Origin of the sequence: Micromonospora sp. NPDC007230, from assembly GCF_042869115.1 — a bacterium.
Taxonomy (GTDB): domain Bacteria; phylum Actinomycetota; class Actinomycetes; order Mycobacteriales; family Micromonosporaceae; genus Micromonospora.
Genome location: NZ_JBIAFE010000006.1, coordinates 193,196 through 211,529, shown reverse-complemented (window position 1 = coordinate 211,529; position 18,334 = coordinate 193,196). Strand labels below are relative to the sequence as shown.

The window sequence follows — 18,334 nt, the reverse complement described above, 5'->3', positions numbered from 1 at the left end:
GTCACCTGCTCGGCGGCGATGCGGCTGTCGAGCCTCGTCCGGTGCGAGTAACTCTGTCCGGGCAGATGTCGGCCGGAGGTAAGTGGCCCGACGGGCTCAGGCGTGTACGGGACGTGGGACACGAGCAAGCACAGTTCGCAGAGTTCTATCGGGTCCACCGGGCCGCCTGCATGCGGGCGGTGGTGGCCGGCACGGGCGATCGCGAGGGCGCTGAGGACCTGGTGGCGGAGGCGTTCACCAGGGCCTGGATGTCCTGGCGGAAAGTCAGCCGGCACCCGGCCCCCCAGGCGTGGGTGGTGCGCACCGCCCTGAACGTGAGGGTGTCGGCCTGGCGGCGCCGCCGCCGCGAGGTTGCCCTGGCCGACGGGCACGACGTGGCGGTCGGCCCGGATGCCGGGGCGTGGATGCGGCGCTGATGGCGGCGCTGCGGCGGCTGCCCGCCCGCCAGCGCGAGGTGATCGCGCTCCGGGCGTTCCTGGACCTGGACACCGAGACCACCGCTCAGGTGCTCGGCATCGCCGCGGGAACTGTCACCGCTCACCTGTCCCGGGCCGTCGCGACGCTGCGCGGCCAGTTCGTACGCGCCGAGACTCAGGAGATCAAGCAGTGAGAGACCAAGACGTTCTGCGTGCCGTGGCGGACGGCCTGTCCGGCTTGGACATGGACAGGCCGGCCGAGGACATCATCGCCACGGGCACCTCGCGGCGCCGACGGCGGCTGGCCGCAGTGACCGCGGCCGGGGTGCTCGCCGGGCTGGCCGTGGCCGTGCCGGCGCTCACCGGCTCGGGACCCGCCGCGCCGCCGTCCGCGCAGCGGCCGGCCAGCATCGCTCCGACGCAACTGGTCGCCTTCTCCGTGGTCAGCAAGCCCAACGGGACGGTGACTCTCACCCTGTCGAAGAAGCAGTTCGCCGACCCGGACGCGGTTCGAAAGGCGCTGTCCGAAGCCGGCGTGCCGGCGGAAGTCAGGGTCGGCTCAATCTGCCAGTCCGTGCCCGCGCCCAGACTTGATGATCGGATCTTCCCCTCGCAGAGCGAGGCGGACGCGAGCACGGTCCTGACGATCAACCCGTCGGCCATTCCGAAAGGCGCGGTGGTGGTGATCTCGTACCACGACCCGTCGACGAACGGCCCGGTGGTGATCGGCCTGGCCTGGAAGAACCGGATGACCTGCAAGTGATCAGAGCTATTTGGAGAGCACCCGGGTGACCTGCTCGGTCTCGATCCGGGCAGCCAGCTTGGACCGATCAAGGTTGGCGCAGATCACCACGGATGCGCCGGCGGCGAGCGGGGCGAGCAGCCACTTCACCGGCTGCTCGTGCTCGGCGGCGTCCACCAGCAGCCGATCACCGGCCCGCAGGTCGAGCTGTTCGGCGATCGCCGACGCCAACTGCCGCCACTCTCCGTAGCTGGTGCCGTCGGGGCTGGCTGGGTCCCACGGGCGGACGGCGGTGTAGTCGGGTGGGATGTCGGTGTGCCGGAGCACCTCCGTGGACCAGTCGAGCCAGCCCAGCGGCACCTCGGCCAGCGGCGCCGGCCCGGTGGGGACCAGGTAACGATGTGTGCCGAGCGGCACGTCCTCCAGCCAGTCGTCGAGGCGTTCCGGGGTAACGAACACCGCGTCGTACGGCTGGTCGCCGCCTGGTTCGAGCACCGGCAACCCGGCGGTGGCTCGCGGCCGGAACGACACCGCCATCCCGACCGACCAGGCGCCGATCAGCACCGCGGCGGTACGCCAGTGCGGCGGCAGCAGCACCGCCACCCGGCTGCCCGGGCCCAGCCCGCACCCGTCCCGGAGCAGGCTCGCGCTCCGGGCCGCCCAGCTGCCGAGTTGCGGCGCGGTCAGCTCGACCCGCTCCCCGGTCGCGTCGTCCAGGCAGGTGAGCAACCCCCGGTCTTCCGGGTGCCCGGCGGCCCCCGTGACAGTCATGGGGGTGCTGCTGGCAGCCATCGGGCACTCCTTCGATCCGGTTCGCCCCACCTTAGCCACCGGCGGCCTACCGCAAGGCCCAGAGCTGCCCGCGACCGTGGGGCCGCGGGCAGCTCGTCGCTGGCGGGGAGACCAGTGCGGACTACCTCTTGACCATGACGACGTCGGTCGGGCGTTCCACCTTCACCGGGACGCCATAGTCGAAGAGTTCGAGCGTCGAGCTGAACGTGCCCTTGTCGAGCCGGCCCTTCATCGTCGACTGCCAGGTGCCGGACAGTGCCACCTTCGCGATCCGGCCGTCGGCGTCGAGCGTGACGTCGCCGGACGTGGTGGTTGATCCCATTTCCTGCTTGTGCTCGATGGCGTACTCGAAGTGCAGGGTGCCGTCCGGCTTCTCGGTGATGGTCCCGTTCGCGGCCTTCAGCGCCCTGATCAGGCTCGCCGGGTCGGGTGCCGTGTTGCCCAGGACATCGTTGCCGTCGCTGTAGAGCGACAGCCGGTCGTACTTTCCGGGGTACTGGCCGTAGCGGCCGTACGTCTCGCCCGGGCCCTTGTCAGCCGGCAGCTTGCCCTGCGGCCGTTCCGCGCCTTCGTACCGGGTGCCGTTGATCAAAAGCTCGACCATGATCGAATCGTCCTTCGGCACCCGCACGGAGCCGGTGGTGGTCCTCGGGTCGAACGCGCCCTCGTACGTCAGTCCTTCCGGTCCCGAGTTGGTCAGCCGGATCCGGTAACTGATGTTCTGGCTGGCGGTGGCGGCCGAGACCAGCTTCATCGCCGGCGAGGCCGGCTCCGGCTGGGACCCCCGCTCGGCGCTGACGCCTGGACGACCCGAGGTCGGGGTGGTCGCCACAGTCGCCGCCGTGGCGACGCCCAACGCCAGCAGCGCGCAGGTCGCACCCGGACGTGTGGTTGTTGACCAGGGCGCGGCGCAGGTAGGCGTGCGGGTCGTCGAGCCGGGACAGCCGCCGCCACCGCTCGTACACCTTGACCAGGCTGTCCTGGAGCAGTTCCTCGGCCCGCCCCCGGTCGCCGGCCAGCAGCAGGGCCAGCCGGATATGTCGCTGCCAGGCCATCTCGACGAATGCGACGTACGACCGGTCCACCGCGGACAGTCGTCGTGTTTGGTCAGTCACGCACCTATCACGTGGCGGTGCCGCAGAAGGTTGTCTGGAATCGCGGACATCTGGCGGAGCTCCCGGCCTACGAACGCCCGGCAGCTCCGGGTCGCCGTCCACTGGCCACCCGCACGCCGGCCCGACCGCTCCGACCGGCGGGACGGTTCAGCGGGTGAACCGGTCCACCAGGATCGCCAGCCGCCGCTCGTGGTCCGCGCGCCGGAGCCGGCCGTTGCGCATGAGCGTGACGAGGCCGTGCAGCCCGCTCCAGAAGGTCTCGGTGAACGCCTCGAGGTCGTCGCCGCCGGCGACCGGCCGCAGGGTCTCGGCCAGCTCGGCGAAGGCCCGGGCCAGCTCGACCGGCGCGTCCTTACTGGCGAAGGGCAGGTCGACGGGAAGGTTGAATATCGCGTCGTAGAGCGCGGGCCGGCGCTCGGCGAACGCGACGTACGCCCTGGCCATGTCGGCCACCGCCTGCCGTGGGTCGGTCGCGGCGGCCCGGGCGGCGGCGAGTTCGGCGGCCAGATCACCGCAGCCTTCCACGGCGACCGCCGCCATGATGGCGTCCTTGCCCTTGAAGTGGCTGTAGAGGACGGGCTGGCTGTACTCGATCTCGGCGGCGAGCCGGCGGGTGGTGACGGCGTCCCAGCCCTCCGACTCGGCCAGCTCCCGGGCTGCGGCGACGATCGCCCGTTCCCGTTCCGCCCGCTCCCGCTCCCGGCGGGCCTGAATCGACATGCTCGCCAGTCTAGCACCGCTAGCCAATCTGCCATCGCTCTGCTAGCTTCGCTCCCAGACCTAGCAGCGCTAGAATTCGGAGTCGAACATGCTCAGCCCCGTCGCCTACGGGCTCGCCGTCGTCCTCAGCCTCTTCTGCGTCTTCATCGGTGCCCGGTTCCTTCTGGCGCCCCGCGCCTCAGCCGCCGGCTACGGCGTGCCGGCCGCGCCGGACGGCGACCCCGCGTACCTCACGATCAAGGGCCTGCGGGACCTCACCTACGGCCTGCTCGGCCTCGCCCTGATCGCCTTCACCAGCGCCGACGCGGTCGCCTGGTTCATGCTGATCGTCGCGCTCAACCCGTTGGGGGACACCCTGATCGTGCTACGGCACGGCGGCGCGAAAGCGGTCGCCTTCGGCATCCACTTCGCCACCGCCGTGGTCGTCCTCCTCGACGCCGCCCTGCTGTTCGCCCTGTAGGCAACCGCTGACCCGAACTGCCCGGGCCGCTCAGCGCCCGGGCAGTTCGGGGCCGCCGTCGAGCAGCGGGGCCAGCAGGTCGCCCTGCTGCTCCACCCGCTTGAGCACCTCGCCCGCCGTGTACGGCTTGGTCGACGGGCGCTTGCCCGCCGCGCCCGCCTCGACCTCGTCCCAGGTCAGCGGGGTGGACACCGCCGGCACCGCCTGGGCGCGCAGCGAGTACGGCGCCACCGTCGTCTTGGCCGCGTTGTTCTGGCTCCAGTCGATGAAGACCTTGCCGGGGCGCAGGTTCTTGGCCATCTTCGACACGATCTGCTTCGGGTGCGCCCGCTCCAGCTCCTGGGCGATCCGCCTGGCGTAACCCGAGACGAAATCGGAATCCTGCGTACCGGCGATCGGGCAGCAGAGCTGCATGCCCTTCTTGCCGGACGTCTTCGGGTACGCCTCGATGCCGTCGTCGGCGAGCCGGTCGCGCATCAGCAGCGCCACCTGGCAGCACTGCTTCAGCGCGGCCGGGGCGCCCGGGTCCAGGTCGACCACCATCATGTCCGGGTGCTCGCCGATCTTCCACTGCGGCGTGTGCAGCTCCAGGGCGGCGAGGTTGGCCAGCCAGACCAGCACGGGCAGCTCGTCGCAGACCACGTAGTCGATGGTCTCCCGCCCCTTGCTCGACCCGGGGGCGGGCAGCGTCTCGGTGCGTACCCAGCCGGGGGTGGCGGCCGGGGCGTTCTTCTCGAAGAACGAGCCGCCCTCGACCCCGTTCGGGTAGCGGATCCGGGTCAGCGCCCGGTCACGCAGGTGCGGCAGCAGCACCGGGGCGATCCGGGTGTAGTAGTCGATCACCTCGCCCTTGGTGAAGCCGGCCTTCGGGTAGAGGATCTTGTCCAGGTTGGACAGCTCCAGCGCGCGTCCCTCGACGTCCACCTTCAACCGGTCAGCTGGCATCGTCGACCTCCTCGGGTGGCTTGTCCGGCCGCAGCCGAAGGATCCGGGGGAAGCGCAGCCGCCCGTCGGGGGTGCGCTGGCCGTACTTGACCTCGACCACCACCCGCGGGGTTACCCAGATCGCGCCGCGGGCATCCTCGCGCGGCACGTCCCCGGCGAACGGTGACGCGGCGGTGCGCAGCGGTTCCAGCTCGCGCAGCAGGTCCCGCTCGAGGGCCGCGCCGATCCCCCCGCCGACCCGGCCCCGGAAGGTGAGCCGCCCGTCCGGCCGGGGCACCCCGACCAGCAGGCCACCGATCTTGCGCGCGCCGGGCCGCCAGCCGCCGACCACGAAGTCGCCGGTCACCTCCAGCTTGACCTTCACCCAGTCGGGCGAGCGCACCCCGGGCCGGTAGACCGCGTCGACCCGCTTGGCCATCACCCCTTCGAGCCCGTGCTCGCCGGCCGCCGCGAAGGTGGCCGGGCCGTCGGCGAAGGCGGGCGGCACCGCCCACCGGGCCGCGCCGAGCCCGAGCGACTCCAGCGCCGCGCGCCGCTCCCGGTAGGGGCGGCCGGTCAGGTCGTCGCCGCGCAGCCGCAGCACGTCGAAGATCATGTACGTGACGGGCATGCTGGCCGCCAGCCGCGCCGCCTTGGTCGGGTTCCGCACGTGCATCCGCTCGGCCAGCGCGGTGAACGACGGCTGCCCGAGCTCGTTGAAGAGGACCACCTCGCCGTCCAGCAGCGCGTCGTCGACCTGCTCCTTCAACATGATCAATTCCGGGTACGCCGTGGTGATCTCCACGCCGGAACGCGCGTACAGGTGCTGGTCGCCGTAGGAGATGTCGGCGAGCGCGCGGACCCCGTCCCACTTGAACTCGTACGCCCAGCCGGCACCGGCCGGGAGATGCCCGGTCATCGCGAGCATCGGCTTCAACGGCGCGCCGGGCACCTGATCACTGTAGTTGCGCACGGAAGGGCGTGCGTGCCGTTCGATCGTTTGCAATTCTGGTCAGAACCAGGGAGAGGAGCGCGGGGATGCGAGCCATCTGGAAAGGAGCGGTGTCGTTCGGCCTGGTGTCGATCGGAGTGCGGGTCTACTCGGCCACCGAGGAGAAGGACATCCGCTTCCACCAGGTGCACCGGGACGACGGCGGCCGGATCCGCTACAAGCGCACCTGCCAGGTCTGCGGCGAGGAGGTCACCTACGACGACATCGCCAAGGGGTACGACATCGGCGGCGGCGAGATGGTCATCCTCACCGACGAGGACTTCGCCGACCTGCCGCTGACCACCTCGCACGCGATCGACGTGCTGGAGTTCGTCCCTGCCGAGCAGGTCGACCCGATCCTCTACAACAAGGCGTACTTCCTGGAGCCGGAGGGCTCGGCCACCAAGCCGTACGTGCTGCTGCGCGACGCGCTGACCGACTCGGAGCGGGTGGCGATCGTCAAGGTCGCCCTGCGCCAGCGGGAGCAGCTCGCCACCCTCCGCGTACGCGAGGGCGTCCTGCTGCTCAACACGATGCTCTGGCCGGACGAGGTGCGTACCCCCGACTTCGGGTTCCTGGACGAGGACCTGAAGGTCCGTCCCCCGGAGCTGGCCATGGCCAGCTCGCTGATCGACTCGATGGCCGGCGACTTCGAGCCGGACGCCTTCACCGACGACTACCGGGCGGCGTTGCAGGAGGTGATCGACGCCAAGATCGAGGGCCGTGAGGTGGTCCAGCCGGAGGAGGAAGAGGCCGCGCCGGCCGCCGCGGTGGACCTGATGGCCGCCCTGAAGGCGTCGGTCGAGCGGGCCCGGGCGGCCCGGGGCGAGGCGCCCGCCGGCGGCGCCGGCGAGCCGACCCCGATCACCTCGGCCCGGTCGGCGCAGCAGGCGGCCAAGGCGGCCAAGACCGCGAAGGCGCCGGCGAAGAAGGCGGCCGCGAAGAAGGCTCCGGCGAAGAAGGCGGCCGCCAAGAAGGCCGAGCCGGCGAAGAAGGCGGCGGCCAAGAAGACCGCGGAGAAGAAGGCGGCGCCGGCCAAGAAGGCCGCCAAGAAGGCCGCCCCCCGCAAGACCGCCTGACGGCGAAGGGGTTGACGAGCCGCTGGACGCGGCCCGTCAACCCCGACACCAAGCCCCGCTTACTGCTTGCCGCCGCCGGCCCGGAATGCCACCCAGGCGTCGCTCATCCGGTCCGCCTGGCCCGCCGTGAACATGTTCATGCAGGAGTCCTGCGTGTAGTCCATGAAGTTGTGGATCGGGTCCAGCCCGGGTGCGGTGCAGGTGTCCGCGCCCACCGGGCAGTTGAACTGCGGCGCCGCCTCGCGCGGGGTGTCCGCCACGTAGTCGCCGGAGGCGGAGCACCCGTGCGCGAAGGTGTGCTCCAGCATCAGCCAGTGCCCGACCTCGTGCGTCAGCGTGTCACCCAGGGCGTACTTGCCGGCCGTTCCGCCCGGCATCGACTCGTCGAGCATCACCACACCGTCGATGTAGTCCCGGCCGTTGTTGTAGCCCTTCGGGAAGTACGCCCAGCCGAGGAGCCCGCCGCCGATGTTGGCCGCGTACACGTTCAAGGTGCGGGCGTCGCCGGTGTACAGCGCCTTCTTCATGTCGCGCTCGTTCTTGCCCGGCACGACCGTGTACCAGTTGCTGTTCACCGTCCACGTCGTGTCGGCGAGCGAGAACCGGAACGGCGTGTCGGAGGCGTCGGGCGCCGTGCTGCCTCCGAACGAATCGTTGAGCACCTTCATCTGCGCGGCGATCATGGTGTTGAACCGGTTCGTCTCGGCCGCGCTCAGGGGGTGGTCGGAGATCATGTGGAAGACCGTGGGGATGGTGACGCTGCCGTTGGGCAGGCGCGGCGAATCCTTGATCACGCCGTAGGCGTTCGCCTCGTTCTTCGAGTACAGCTCCGGTTCGTGGGCGGTGGCGCCCTCCTTCACCCGCGCCGCGCTGTGCCCGTCGGCACCCGGCTCACACGCCGCTACCCCAGGGGAGGCGGTCGCGGGCGCTGCCGTGGCCACCGCCCCGGAGGCGCCTCCGGCCGCCAGGAACGTCGCCGCGGTAGCGGTCAGGACCGCCAGCTGGAAAGTTGATCTTCTGCGCATCGTTGCACCCTTCACGCCTGTGGGATGGAGGCAGAGCGGAATGGACAAGGGCCGCCGCCACGAGATCAGTGACGTCGTCGTCCCGTATGAGAACACGCCGATGCGGTGAACAACAGACCCAAGTGCGCACTCAGCTGGTCTCCCGGCCGAACGGCGGTGTTGGTGGAGGGCCCCTGCTCTACCGGAGGCGTTGAGAAGGGGCCCTGCCTGGGCTCAGCCGCGGCCGAGCTTCTCGGTGGGGGTGACCCGGACGATCACCCGCTCCTCGCCGGGCTGCCGGAACGGGTAGGTGTCCTGCCCGAGATACTTCTTCGCCAACCGGTCGATGTGCTCGTCGGCACCCTCGGTGATCAACTCGGCGGTGCCCTTCACCCAGAGCGTGCGGAAGTCGTCGGCCTTGTCCACCACGGAAACCGCGACCGACGGGTTGCGCTCGATGTTGCGGTACTTCTTCCGGCCGACGGCCGTGTTGAACACGATGTGCTCGCCGTCGGTGTCCACCCAGACCGGGGTGACGTGCGGGGTGCCGTCGGGCTCGATGGTCGCCACGTGCGCGAGCTGCGGCTCGGCGAGCAGGGCAAGGTCTACTTCGGTGAGGATCGCCATGGTCGTGAACGTACTCCGGTGAGTCCGGTGTCGCTGTCGTTCGCCGTCGCCACGCCCGTTGCCGGCCCACCGCCCTGTCGCGTCGTTCGTCACCGACATCACGCTGGTGCCCACGGAGGGCCGAGCTGTCGGAATCGGAGCCGGCCGTAGGAGCACCGCGGGCGTCCGGGCGGGTACCGTGTGCGCTGGTCTCGACAGCGGCCGGCGGGCCGCACCACCCACCCAGCAGGGGAGTCGACGTGAGCGAGCGTGTGCAGAACCGGTCGGCGGGCCAGGGCCCGGGCACCAAGGCGGAGCGGCGACTGGCCGCCCAGCTGGCGGCGAAGAAGGCCGCCGAGGCGCGGCGCCGCCGGCAGTCGATGCTGGGCGCCTTTGTCGGTGTCCTCGCGGTCGCCGCGCTGATCGGTGGCATCGTCTGGCTGAACAACGGGGACGACGCCACAAACTCCACCGCGGCCGCCCCGTCGGCCAGCGCCGACGCCCCGGTCGAGCCCACCGCCGCCGCCGCACCGCAGCTTCCCGCCGACGCCGACCCGGCGCTGAAGACCAAGCCGACGGTCGGCGCGGGCAAGGGCGAGCTGAAGAAGCTCACCGTCACCACCCTGATCAAGGGCAACGGCCCGGCAGTAAAGGCCGGCCAGCAGATCACCACCAACTACGTCGGGGTGTTCTACAAGGACGGTAAGGAGTTCGACTCCTCCTGGGGCCGGGGCGAGCCGGCCACCTTCGGGATCGGCGTCGGCCAGGTCATCCCGGGCTGGGACCAGGGCCTGGTCGGCGTGCCGGTGGGCAGCCGGGTGCAGCTCGACATCCCGGGCGAGCTGGCGTACGGCAACGACGCGTCGGGTGGTCGCCCCGCGGGCCCGCTGCGCTTCGTCGTTGACGTGATCGCCGCGCAGTAGGTCACAGCAGGCTTCCTTCCCGTCACCCAGCGGCAGTAGGTTCATGGTCACCGTGGGCGGTCCACCCGTCCACGGCGACCTGCCCACCGACGCGGAGGTGCACGTGGCGGCGCTGGACGACCCGGGGCTGGCCCGGCTGATGTGGACCCACTTCGAGCCGGTCCACGCGGTGACCTACTTCCACCCCCGGGCCCGCGCCGCGTACGAAGCGGTCGGGCTGCGCGGCTACTGGCGGGGCTACTTCGCCGGCCGGGCCGCCCCGCTCGGGTCGGTGGACGCGCCGGTGGTGGTTGCCGCCTTCTTCAGCTTCGCGCCGCCGATGGTGGCCCGGGCGCTCCCCTCGGTGTGGCGCCTGGCCACCCCGCAGGAGGCGCTGCGTGCCCGGCTCACCGGTGCCGTGCAGGCGCTGGCCGAGTTCACCTACGAGCTGCCTGAGTCGCACCTCGTCGAGGCGGCGGAGCTGCTGGAGGAGGCGGCCGGGCGGGTCGAGACGGCGGGCCGGGTGCTGGGCGCGGTCAACGCCGCGCTGCCTAGGGGGGAATACCCGCTGGCCCGGCTCTGGCAGGCCGCCACGACGCTGCGCGAGCACCGGGGCGACGGGCACGTGGCGGCGCTGGTCACCACCGGGCTGGATCCGGTCGAGGTGGTGGCCTGGCGGTGCCGGCTCGACCAGTCCCGCGAGTTCCACCAGATGGCCCGGGGCTGGACCGACGAGGAGTGGGCCGCCGCCGAGGAGCGCCTGGTGGAGAAGGGCTGGCTGACCGCCGACCGGGCGCCGACCGAGCACGGCACCGCGACGTTCCGGGCGGTCGAGGAGGCCACCGACCGGGCCGCGCTCGGCCCGTGGGGGGCGCTGGGCGCGGAGCGTACGGCGCGGCTGCGCGAGCTGCTCGAACCGATCGCGAGCCGGTGCCACACGATCATCCCCCGGCAGAGCCCGATCGGCCTGCCCGCCCCGCGCACCCCCACCGGGGAGGCGACCGCCCCGGCCCGCTGACCGGCCCGCCGGGGTCCGGCAGGATGGGCTCATGGTGGACGCGGTGCTCTTCGACCTGGACGGCGTGATCGTGGACTCCGAGCCGGTCTGGGAGGAGGTCCGGCGGGCGTACGTGGCCGCGCGCGGCGGCGCCTGGCAGCCGGACACCCAGCGCCGGCTGATGGGGATGAGCACCGGCGAGTGGGCCGCCTACCTGAGCGGTGAGCTGGGCGTGGACCGCACCGCCGAGCAGGTCGCCACCGAGGTGGTGGCCGAGATGACCCGGCGGTACGCGGCACACGTACCGCTGATCGACGACGCCGACGCGGTGGTGCGCCGGCTGGCCGCGCGCTGGCCGCTGGGGCTGGCCAGTTCCTCCCCCACCCGACTGATCGCGGCGGCGCTGGCCGCCACGGGCCTGACCGACGCCTTCCGGGCGACCCTGTCGACCGAGGAGACCGCCCGGGGCAAGCCGGCGCCGGACGTCTGGCTGGGCGTGGCGGCGCGGCTCGGCGTGGATCCCGCCCGGTGCGTGGCGATCGAGGACTCCTCGAACGGGGTCCGGTCCGCGGCCGCCGCCGGGATGCGGGTGGTGGCGGTGCCGCACGGGTCGTACCCGCTGGACCCGGACGCCGAGGCGTTGGCGGCGGTGCTGCTGCCCTCGATCGACGCGCTCACCCCAGCGATGGTCGAGCGGCTCGACTGAAGCCCGTGGGACGACTTGCTCCTGACGCGACGTCAGGTCCTAGCGTCGGATTCCGGTCGCCGCAGGGTGCGGCGATGCGAGAGGGAGTGGGACGTGGCGTCCACCTGGCGAATCGGCGAGCTGTGCCGGCGTACCGGACTCACCGTCCGGACCCTGCACCACTGGGACCACGTGGGGCTGTTGCGGCCGTCCGCGCGGACGTCCGCCGGCCACCGGCTCTATGCCGAGGGGGACGTGGACCGGCTGTACCGGATCGTCGCGCTGCGCGAGCTGGGCCTGCCGCTGGAGGCCATCGGTGTGCTGCTGGACGGCGGCGGTGGCGGCGGCCCGGAGCTGGCCGAACTGCTCGACGACCACCTGGCGCACGTGGAGCGGCAGCTCGCCGCGCTGGGCGGCCTGCGTGACCGGTTGGCCATGCTGGTGCCCGCCGTACGCGCCGCCGGGGGTGCCGCGCCCGTCGACCTGCTCGCAGTGATCGAGGAGGTGACCAAGGTGGAGGACACGATCCGGAACTATTTCACCGAGGACCAGCTCGCCGTGCTGGCGCAGCGGCGGGAGCAGATCGGCGAGGCGGCCATCCGCGACGTACAGGACGAATGGCCCCGGCTGATCGCCCAGGTCCAGGCGGAGCTGGACGCCGGGACCGACCCGGCGGACCCGCGGGTGCGGGCGCTGGCGAAGCGGTGGATGGAGCTGCTGGAGGCGTTCCACGGCGGGGACCCGGGGCTGCGGGACTCGCTCTACCGGATGTACGCGGAACAGCGCGCGGAGATCACCAGCGAGTGGGGCGGCCCGTCGCCGGAGCTGATCGACTACGTGAAGCGTTCGGTCGCGGCGGGCTGAGCCGCCCGGGGTGGGCCGACCGATCGGGACCCGGCCGGCCCACCGTCCCGCGCGCCTGCACCGCCGGCATGTCCCGCAGCACACCCCTCCTACCGCCGACCACCGCGTTGTACGTTTTCCCCGGCGCGTCCGATCGGAATGATCAGGGTGCGTCCGGGTAGCGCAGCCGGTGGCGCACGTGTCGGCGGTGAGGGGACGGCGATGAAGGCGATCGTGTACGAAGGCAACGGCGACGTCTCGGTGCTCCAGGTGGCCGAGCGCCCGATCCCGGAGCCGGGCCCCGGCGAGGTGCTGGTGCGGATGGCCGTGTCCGGGGTGAACCCGACGGACTGGAAGGCCCGCCGGCAGTGGCCGCTCCCGGCCGGGTGGCAGATCCCCGGGCAGGACGGCGCCGGGGTGATCGAGGCGGTCGGCCAGGGTGTCGACCAGATCCTGATCGGTGACCGGGTGTGGCTCTGGGAGGCCGCCTGGCAGCGGCCCTGGGGCACCGCCACCGAATACACGGTGGTCCCGGTCCGGCACGCGGTACGCCTCGGTTCCGCCTCCTTCGACCTGGGCGCCTGCCTCGGCATCCCGTTCCTGACCGCGCACCGGTGCCTCACCGCCGGCGAGTTCATGCCGGACAAGCTGCACGCGGGCGCGCTCAGCGACCATGTGGTGCTGGTGCAGGGCGGGGCGGGCGCGGTGGGCAACGCGGCCATCCAGCTCGCCCGCTGGGCCGACGCCTGCGTGATCACCACGGTGAGCAGTCCGGAGAAGGCGCAGCTCGCGGCGGCGGCCGGGGCCGACTTCGTGATCAACTACCGCGAGCAGGACGTGGTCGAGGAGGTCCGCAAGATCGCGCCCGACGGGGTGCACACCGTCGTCGAGGTCGCCGCGGCCGTCAACGCGGCGGCGGACGTGCGGATCCTGCGGACCGGGGGCGCGGTCTGCGTCTACGCGGACGACGGCGGGTCCGAGGTGACGCTGCCGATCCGGCCGCTGATGGTGCCGAACGCCCGCTGGCAGTTCGTGCTGATCTACACGGCGCCGAAGGCGGCCAAGGCGCAGGCGGTGACCGACGTGACGGCGGCGGTGGCGCAGGGGGCGATCCGGGTGGGCGAGGAGGCCGGGCTGCCGCTGCACCACTACCCGATGTCGGCGGCCCAGGCGGCGCACAAGGCGGTGGAGGACGGCGCGGTCGGCAAGGTCCTGATCGCCACGGCCGAGGCGTAATAAACGCGAAACGGATTTCTCTGACATCGGGACAGAGGCGAACAAGTTTCGCGAGAATGGACGTGCGGGTCGCCCCGCATGGACGGGCGGCCCCGGCGCGGTGCGAACGCCGGGGCCGCCCTCTGGGGAGAGATGTCCTTACGAGGAAGTCTCTACCCGTCCAGCGACGCTACGCCGGAAAGTGTTACGGCGCGGCCAGTTCGCGCACCTCGAGCCCGCCCTCCGCGTACCGGGAACGCACCACCTTCTTGTCGAACTTGCCGACGCTGGTCTTCGGGACCGCGTCGATGAACGCCCAGCGCTCCGGCAACTGCCAGCGGGCCACCGACTTCGCCAGGAAGTCCCGCAACTCCTCGGCGGTGACCGAGGCGCCCTCCCGGACCACCACGGTGGCCAGCGGCCGCTCGTCCCAGCGCTCGTCCGGTACGCCCACCACGCACGCCTCCAGCACCGCCGGGTGCCCCATCAGGGCGTTCTCCAGCTCGACCGAGGAGATCCACTCGCCGCCCGACTTGATCACGTCCTTGGCCCGGTCGGTGAGGGTGATGTAGCCGTCCGGCGAGAGCATGCCGACGTCCCCGGTCCGCAGCCAGCCGTCCCGGAACTTCTCCTCGTCCTGCGTCTCGTCCCCGACGTACCGGGCGGTCACCCACGGCCCGCGGACCTCCAGCTCACCCACGGAGGTCCCGTCGGCGGGCAGCGGCTCGCCCAGCGGGCCGACGATCCGCGCGGCGACCCCGGCCGGGACCCGGCCCTGGGTGTAGCGGTAGCGCCAGGCCGTCTCGCCGGTCGCGCCGGCAGGCGGCCGGGAGACCGATCCCAGCGGCGACATCTCGGTCATCCCCCAGGCGTGGATGACCTCGATGCCGTGCCGGTCGTGGAAGGCGTGCATCAGCGCCGGCGGGCAGGCCGAGCCGCCCACGATCACCTCCGTGAGCGAGGAGGTGTCCACGTCGTGACTGTCCAGGTAGGTCAGCAGGTCGGTCCAGATGGTCGGCACGGCGCCGGCCAGGGTGGGGCGCTCGGCGGCGATCATTGCGGCGATCGGTTCGGCCTGGAGGAACCGGTCCGGCATGATCAGCGACGCACCGGAGAGAAACGCCGCGTACGGCAGGCCCCAGGACATCGCGTGGAACATCGGCACGATGGCCAGCTCCCGGTCCGTCGGGCCGAGCCCGAAGCCCTCCGGCATGCAGATCTGCAGCGAGTGCAGGTAGATGGAGCGGTGCGAGTAGGCGACCCCCTTGGGGTTGCCGGTGGTCCCGGAGGTGTAGCAGAGCGCCGCCGCGTCCCGCTCGTCCACCTCGGGCCAGTCGTAGCTGTCCGGCCGGTCGGCCAGCAGGGCGTCCCAGTGGTGTACGGCGATCCGGTCGCCGGCCGCCGCCACCAGCGGTGCCGGGTCCCCGCCGCCGACCACCACCACGTGCCGCACCGTGGTCAGCTGCCCGATCACCCGGGCGAGCAGCGGGATCAGCGTCGAGTCGACCAGCACCACCCGGTCCTCGGCGTGGTTGGCGATGTAGGCGACCTGGTCCGGGAAGAGCCGGAGGTTGAGGGTGTGCAGCACCGCGCCCATGCTCGGCACGGCGAAGTACGCCACCAGGTGCTCGTTGTTGTTCCACATGAACGTGGCGACCCGCTCGTCGCCGGTCACCCCGCACTCGTCGCGCAGCGCGTGGGCAAGCCGGGCGGCGGTCCGCCCGACCTCGGCGTACGTCATCCGACGGGGTTCGGCACCGGTCCAGGTGACCACCTCCGCCGTGCCGTGCACGGTGGAGCCGTGTTCGAGGATCCGGGCGACCTGGAGGGGGGCATCCATCATCGTGCTACGCATGGGTAGCAAACTAGTGTCGCCGGTCACACCACGGAAGCCCCGGATTGGCCGAGCCGGCAGCGGAAACTGCGTAGATTGTCCGGGTGAGCATCTCCTGGGCCGACTCGTACGTGGGGCAGCTGCGCGCCCTGGCCGGTGACCGCACCCTGATGTTCGTCGGGGCCCGCGCCGTGGTCCGGGACAACGCCGCCCGGGTGCTGCTGATCCAGCGCTCGGACAACGGCCAGTGGGCGTTGCCGGCCGGCGCCATGGAGCTGGGCGAGTCGATCGCCGACTGCGCGGTCCGGGAGGTCCGCGAGGAGACCGGGCTGCGCGCCCTGCGGGTCAGCGCCTTCGCCCTCTACACCGGGCCCGACCGCACCCACACCAACATGTACGGCCACACCTACCAGGTCTTCACCAGCGCGTTCCGGGTGGACGAGTGGGACGGCGAGCTGGCCCGGGTGACCGACGAGACCGACGACGCCGGCTTCTTCCACCCGGAGGAGCTGCCCACCCCGCTCTCCGCCAGCGTCATCGAGACCCTCGCCGACCTGGACGTCTTCGAACAAACCAACCGCCTGATCCTCAAGTAACCCCCGCCCGCCGTTCAGGCGTTGATCAAGGAGTTTGCGTCGGGCCGAAGCCGGTAGCCGACGCAAACTCCTTGATTGGTCAGAGCATCGTCTGGGACTTGGCCTCCATTTCGGCGGCGGCTTCGTCCTTCGACTCCTTGGTCAGCGGCTTGCCGCCGGGGGCGGCGGCCTTGCCGCCGAGCGGATCCGCGCCGCCGGTGGCGCCCTGCGGGCCGGTGCCGCGCAGCTGGTGGTTCGGCAGGGCCAGGGTGACCAGCACCGCGATGATGGCGATCAGTCCGGCGGTCAGGAAGACCAGGTGCAGCGAATCGACGAACGCGGCCTGGATCGCGGCCCGGACCGGCGCGGGCAGGGCGAGGATGGTCCCCGGTTCGTTGATCGAGATGTGCGCACCGCCCCGGGCCGCCACGATGGCGCGTTCAGCGGGCGGCAGCTGCGCGATGGCCGGCGGCAGCCGGTCGGCGAGCTGGTGGGTGAGCTGCGACGAGAGCACCGCGCCGAGGATGGCGACGCCGAACGAGCCGCCCAGGGAGCGGAAGAAGGTCGCCGAGGAGGTGCCGGCGCCCAGGTCCCGCGGATGCACCGCGTTCTGCACGGCCAGGATCAGCGACTGCATGCACAGGCCCAGCCCGACACCGATCACCACCATGTAGCCGAAGGCCGCCCAGAGCGAGGTGGCCACCTGGAGCTGCCGGAAGAGCAGCATGCCGGCGACCAGCACCGCCGAGCCGGCCACCGGGAACCACTTGTAGCGGCCGATCCGGCTCATCGCCCGGCCGGTGAGCACCGAGGTGACGATGATGCCGGCCATCATCGGCAGCATCAACAGACCGCTGCGGGTCGGCGAGGCGCCCTTGACGATCTGGAGGTAGAGCGGGATGAAGATGATCGACCCGAACATCACCAGACCGAGCACGAAGCCCGCCGCGTTGGCCAGCGTGAACGTTCGGGTACGGAACAGCCGCAGCGGCAGGATCGGCTCGCGTACCCGGGCCTCCTGGAGCACGAAGAGGGTCCCCAGCACCGCGCCGGCCGCGAACAGTCCGATGATCACGCCGGAGCCCCAGGCGTACTGGCTGCCGCCCCAGCTCAGCGCCAGCAGCAGGCTGCTCACCCCGGCGACCAGCAACGCCGCCCCGAGCCAGTCGATGGCGTGCTCCCGCCGCTCGAACGGAATCAGCCGCATCACGTGGTAGCAGACCACGATGGCCAGGATCGCCAGCGGCACGTTGATGTAGAAGATCCAGCGCCAGTTGGTCTCCGCGAAGTAGCCACCGACCAGCGGCCCGGCCACCGAGGAGATGCCGAAGACCGCGCCGAACAGGCCCTGGTAGCGGCCACGTTCCCGAGGGGAGACCACGTCCGAGATGATGGTGAACGCCAGCGTCATCAGGCCGCCGGCGCCCAACCCCTGCACGCCCCGGGTGACGATCAACTGGGTCATGTTCTGGGACAGCCCGGCCAGCAGCGAGCCGAGCAGGAACGTGCCGATCGAGAAGAGGAAGACCGGGCGTCTGCCGTTGAGGTCGGCCATCTTCCCGTACAGCGGGGTGGAGGCGGTGGAGGCGAGCAGGTAGGCGGTGACCACCCACGAGTAGTGGTTGATCCCACCCAACTGGCCGACGATGGTCGGCAGCGCCGTACCGACGATGGTCTGGTCGAGCGCCGCCAGCAGCATGCCGGTCATCAGACCGAACATCAGCAGGCGGACCTGGCGGGCGTGCAGCACGGGACGACCGTTGGCCTGGGCAGTCATCCCGGGTTCTTTCCCACGTCCCGCAGAACATGCCCCCGAGACGGACCGATCATGAGGTTGGCGGCGATGTCGATCTCCTCGACCGCCGCCAACCTCATGATCAACGAGGGCGGGCGGTCAGGCGAACGCCTCGACGATCTTGGCGCAGAAGGCCGGGAGGTCGTCGGGGTTGCGGCTGCTGACCAGGGCGTGGTCGGTGACGACGGCCTCGTCGACCCAGGCCGCGCCGGCGTTGGTGAGGTCGGTGCGCAGGCTCGGCCACGAGGTGATCCGGCGGCCACGCACCACGTCCGCCTCGACCAGCGTCCACGGGCCGTGGCAGATCACCCCGACCGGCTTGCCGGCGCTGAAGAACGACCTCACGAACCGGACCGCGTCCGGGTCGGTCCGCAGGAAGTCCGGGTTGGCCACGCCGCCGGGCAGCACCAGCGCGTCGTACGCTCCGGCGTCCGCCTCCTTCGTCGTCACGTCCACCTCGTACGTCCGGCTCTGGTCCAGATGGTTGAACGACTGGATCGAGCCGGGCCGCACCGAGACAAGTTCGACCCGCGCGCCGGCCTGCTCCACCGCCTCGCGGGGCTTCGTGTACTCGACCTCCTCCACGCCGTCGGCGGCCAGGAACGCGATCCGCTTGCCCTGCAGTGTCGCTGCCATGGT

The 18,334-nt window shown here is 71.5% G+C and carries 21 protein-coding genes; 11 read left to right on the top strand and 10 right to left on the bottom strand.

Annotated elements, in window-relative coordinates:
- Nucleotides 1-113 precede the first annotated feature (113 nt).
- From ACFYML_RS11425 to ACFYML_RS11415, 3 genes are read left to right on the top strand one after another with little or no spacing between them, the layout of a single operon-like run.
- Nucleotides 114-416, top strand: coding sequence for a sigma factor (locus tag ACFYML_RS11425; protein WP_387420482.1), 303 nt, complete (start codon nucleotides 114-116; stop codon nucleotides 414-416).
- Nucleotides 401-610, top strand: coding sequence for a sigma factor-like helix-turn-helix DNA-binding protein (locus ACFYML_RS11420; RefSeq protein WP_387420481.1), 210 nt, complete (start codon nucleotides 401-403; stop codon nucleotides 608-610). Before ACFYML_RS11425 ends, ACFYML_RS11420 begins: the two co-directional genes overlap by 16 nt.
- Entirely contained in the window at nucleotides 607-1,179 is a 573-nt protein-coding gene (locus tag ACFYML_RS11415; protein WP_387420480.1) for a hypothetical protein, read from the top strand. Before ACFYML_RS11420 ends, ACFYML_RS11415 begins: the two co-directional genes overlap by 4 nt.
- Nucleotides 1,180-1,185: 6 nt before the next feature.
- Here ACFYML_RS11415 and ACFYML_RS11410 read toward each other — a convergent pair whose 3' ends face one another.
- The 3 genes from ACFYML_RS11410 to ACFYML_RS11400 form a co-directional block, all read right to left on the bottom strand.
- Nucleotides 1,186-1,950 carry a TIGR03089 family protein gene (locus ACFYML_RS11410; RefSeq protein ID WP_387420479.1) on the bottom strand — a complete coding sequence of 255 codons (765 nt, stop codon included), beginning with the start codon at nucleotides 1,948-1,950 and terminating at the stop codon, nucleotides 1,186-1,188.
- Nucleotides 1,951-2,071: 121 nt separating this feature from the next.
- Nucleotides 2,072-2,704 carry a hypothetical protein gene (locus ACFYML_RS11405; RefSeq protein ID WP_387420478.1) on the bottom strand — a complete coding sequence of 211 codons (633 nt, stop codon included), beginning with the start codon at nucleotides 2,702-2,704 and terminating at the stop codon, nucleotides 2,072-2,074.
- A gap of 508 nt (nucleotides 2,705-3,212) precedes the next feature.
- Entirely contained in the window at nucleotides 3,213-3,785 is a 573-nt protein-coding gene (locus tag ACFYML_RS11400) for a TetR/AcrR family transcriptional regulator (protein WP_387271718.1), read from the bottom strand.
- 88 nt (nucleotides 3,786-3,873) lie between these two features.
- Between ACFYML_RS11400 and ACFYML_RS11395 the strand changes: the two genes are divergently transcribed.
- Nucleotides 3,874-4,245 carry a DUF4267 domain-containing protein gene (locus ACFYML_RS11395; RefSeq protein ID WP_387271716.1) on the top strand — a complete coding sequence of 124 codons (372 nt, stop codon included), beginning with the start codon at nucleotides 3,874-3,876 and terminating at the stop codon, nucleotides 4,243-4,245.
- A 30-nt stretch (nucleotides 4,246-4,275) separates the two neighbouring features.
- Here ACFYML_RS11395 and ligD (ACFYML_RS11390) read toward each other — a convergent pair whose 3' ends face one another.
- Together ligD (ACFYML_RS11390) and ligD (ACFYML_RS11385) are read right to left on the bottom strand one after the other, a co-directional pair.
- On the bottom strand, nucleotides 4,276-5,190 hold the full coding sequence (gene ligD / locus ACFYML_RS11390) for a non-homologous end-joining DNA ligase (RefSeq protein WP_387420477.1): 915 nt from the start codon (nucleotides 5,188-5,190) through the stop codon (nucleotides 4,276-4,278).
- A complete protein-coding gene (ligD, locus tag ACFYML_RS11385) occupies nucleotides 5,180-6,121 on the bottom strand; it encodes a non-homologous end-joining DNA ligase (RefSeq protein ID WP_387420476.1) in 942 nt (313 codons plus the stop codon). The genes ligD (ACFYML_RS11390) and ligD (ACFYML_RS11385) overlap by 11 nt, the downstream gene beginning before the upstream one ends.
- 86 nt (nucleotides 6,122-6,207) lie before the next feature.
- On the opposite strand from ligD (ACFYML_RS11385), the gene ACFYML_RS11380 reads away from it, so the two are divergent.
- Nucleotides 6,208-7,239, top strand: coding sequence for a Ku protein (locus tag ACFYML_RS11380; protein WP_387420475.1), 1,032 nt, complete (start codon nucleotides 6,208-6,210; stop codon nucleotides 7,237-7,239).
- Between the two features lie 59 nt (nucleotides 7,240-7,298).
- Here ACFYML_RS11380 and ACFYML_RS11375 read toward each other — a convergent pair whose 3' ends face one another.
- Together ACFYML_RS11375 and ACFYML_RS11370 are read right to left on the bottom strand one after the other, a co-directional pair.
- Nucleotides 7,299-8,264 (bottom strand): zinc metalloprotease, encoded by a 966-nt coding sequence (locus tag ACFYML_RS11375; RefSeq protein WP_387420474.1) that lies wholly within the window; start codon nucleotides 8,262-8,264, stop codon nucleotides 7,299-7,301.
- 213 nt (nucleotides 8,265-8,477) lie between these two features.
- Entirely contained in the window at nucleotides 8,478-8,870 is a 393-nt protein-coding gene (locus tag ACFYML_RS11370) for a PPOX class F420-dependent oxidoreductase (protein WP_387271708.1), read from the bottom strand.
- A 239-nt stretch (nucleotides 8,871-9,109) separates the two neighbouring features.
- Between ACFYML_RS11370 and ACFYML_RS11365 the strand changes: the two genes are divergently transcribed.
- From ACFYML_RS11365 to ACFYML_RS11345, 5 genes are all read left to right on the top strand, one after another.
- Nucleotides 9,110-9,772, top strand: coding sequence for an FKBP-type peptidyl-prolyl cis-trans isomerase (locus ACFYML_RS11365; protein WP_083673128.1), 663 nt, complete (start codon nucleotides 9,110-9,112; stop codon nucleotides 9,770-9,772).
- 139 nt (nucleotides 9,773-9,911) lie between these two features.
- Complete coding sequence (locus ACFYML_RS11360; protein ID WP_387420573.1) at nucleotides 9,912-10,769, top strand: hypothetical protein; 858 nt, start codon at nucleotides 9,912-9,914, stop codon at nucleotides 10,767-10,769.
- A 31-nt stretch (nucleotides 10,770-10,800) separates the two neighbouring features.
- Nucleotides 10,801-11,454 (top strand): HAD family hydrolase, encoded by a 654-nt coding sequence (locus ACFYML_RS11355; protein ID WP_387420473.1) that lies wholly within the window; start codon nucleotides 10,801-10,803, stop codon nucleotides 11,452-11,454.
- Nucleotides 11,455-11,547: 93 nt separating this feature from the next.
- Nucleotides 11,548-12,297: a MerR family transcriptional regulator gene (locus tag ACFYML_RS11350; RefSeq protein ID WP_387420472.1), complete on the top strand. Its 750-nt coding sequence runs from the start codon at nucleotides 11,548-11,550 to the stop codon at nucleotides 12,295-12,297.
- A gap of 201 nt (nucleotides 12,298-12,498) precedes the next feature.
- Complete coding sequence (locus ACFYML_RS11345) at nucleotides 12,499-13,512, top strand: NADPH:quinone reductase (protein ID WP_387420471.1); 1,014 nt, start codon at nucleotides 12,499-12,501, stop codon at nucleotides 13,510-13,512.
- 184 nt (nucleotides 13,513-13,696) lie between these two features.
- Here the strand turns inward: ACFYML_RS11345 and ACFYML_RS11340 are convergent, their stop codons facing one another.
- Nucleotides 13,697-15,346: a fatty acid--CoA ligase gene (locus ACFYML_RS11340; RefSeq protein ID WP_387420470.1), complete on the bottom strand. Its 1,650-nt coding sequence runs from the start codon at nucleotides 15,344-15,346 to the stop codon at nucleotides 13,697-13,699.
- Between the two features lie 83 nt (nucleotides 15,347-15,429).
- Here ACFYML_RS11340 and ACFYML_RS11335 point away from each other — a divergent pair, with 83 nt between their 5' ends.
- Complete coding sequence (locus ACFYML_RS11335) at nucleotides 15,430-15,921, top strand: NUDIX domain-containing protein (RefSeq protein ID WP_387420469.1); 492 nt, start codon at nucleotides 15,430-15,432, stop codon at nucleotides 15,919-15,921.
- A 79-nt stretch (nucleotides 15,922-16,000) separates the two neighbouring features.
- Here the strand turns inward: ACFYML_RS11335 and ACFYML_RS11330 are convergent, their stop codons facing one another.
- Nucleotides 16,001-17,677 carry an MDR family MFS transporter gene (locus ACFYML_RS11330; RefSeq protein WP_387420468.1) on the bottom strand — a complete coding sequence of 559 codons (1,677 nt, stop codon included), beginning with the start codon at nucleotides 17,675-17,677 and terminating at the stop codon, nucleotides 16,001-16,003.
- A gap of 117 nt (nucleotides 17,678-17,794) precedes the next feature.
- Nucleotides 17,795-18,331 (bottom strand): type 1 glutamine amidotransferase domain-containing protein, encoded by a 537-nt coding sequence (locus ACFYML_RS11325; RefSeq protein WP_387420467.1) that lies wholly within the window; start codon nucleotides 18,329-18,331, stop codon nucleotides 17,795-17,797.
- Nucleotides 18,332-18,334: the final 3 nt, after the last annotated feature.

Excerpts from the sequence above, each read along its gene's own strand:
- ACFYML_RS11330 (WP_387420468.1), bottom strand. The coding sequence starts at position 17,677 with ATGACTGCCCAGGCCAACGGTCGTCCCGTGCTGCACGCCCGCCAGGTC.
- ACFYML_RS11405 (WP_387420478.1), bottom strand. The coding sequence starts at position 2,704 with ATGAAGCTGGTCTCGGCCGCCACCGCCAGCCAGAACATCAGTTACCGG.
- ACFYML_RS11340 (WP_387420470.1), bottom strand. The coding sequence starts at position 15,346 with ATGCGTAGCACGATGATGGATGCCCCCCTCCAGGTCGCCCGGATCCTC.
- ACFYML_RS11355 (WP_387420473.1), top strand. The coding sequence starts at position 10,801 with ATGGTGGACGCGGTGCTCTTCGACCTGGACGGCGTGATCGTGGACTCC.
- ligD (WP_387420477.1), bottom strand. The coding sequence starts at position 5,190 with ATGCCAGCTGACCGGTTGAAGGTGGACGTCGAGGGACGCGCGCTGGAG.
- ACFYML_RS11400 (WP_387271718.1), bottom strand. The coding sequence starts at position 3,785 with ATGTCGATTCAGGCCCGCCGGGAGCGGGAGCGGGCGGAACGGGAACGG.
- ACFYML_RS11410 (WP_387420479.1), bottom strand. The coding sequence starts at position 1,950 with ATGGCTGCCAGCAGCACCCCCATGACTGTCACGGGGGCCGCCGGGCAC.
- ACFYML_RS11375 (WP_387420474.1), bottom strand. The coding sequence starts at position 8,264 with ATGCGCAGAAGATCAACTTTCCAGCTGGCGGTCCTGACCGCTACCGCG.
- ACFYML_RS11395 (WP_387271716.1), top strand. The coding sequence starts at position 3,874 with ATGCTCAGCCCCGTCGCCTACGGGCTCGCCGTCGTCCTCAGCCTCTTC.
- ACFYML_RS11345 (WP_387420471.1), top strand. The coding sequence starts at position 12,499 with ATGAAGGCGATCGTGTACGAAGGCAACGGCGACGTCTCGGTGCTCCAG.
- ACFYML_RS11370 (WP_387271708.1), bottom strand. The coding sequence starts at position 8,870 with ATGGCGATCCTCACCGAAGTAGACCTTGCCCTGCTCGCCGAGCCGCAG.
- ACFYML_RS11325 (WP_387420467.1), bottom strand. The coding sequence starts at position 18,331 with ATGGCAGCGACACTGCAGGGCAAGCGGATCGCGTTCCTGGCCGCCGAC.
- ACFYML_RS11380 (WP_387420475.1), top strand. The coding sequence starts at position 6,208 with ATGCGAGCCATCTGGAAAGGAGCGGTGTCGTTCGGCCTGGTGTCGATC.
- ACFYML_RS11360 (WP_387420573.1), top strand. The coding sequence starts at position 9,912 with ATGTGGACCCACTTCGAGCCGGTCCACGCGGTGACCTACTTCCACCCC.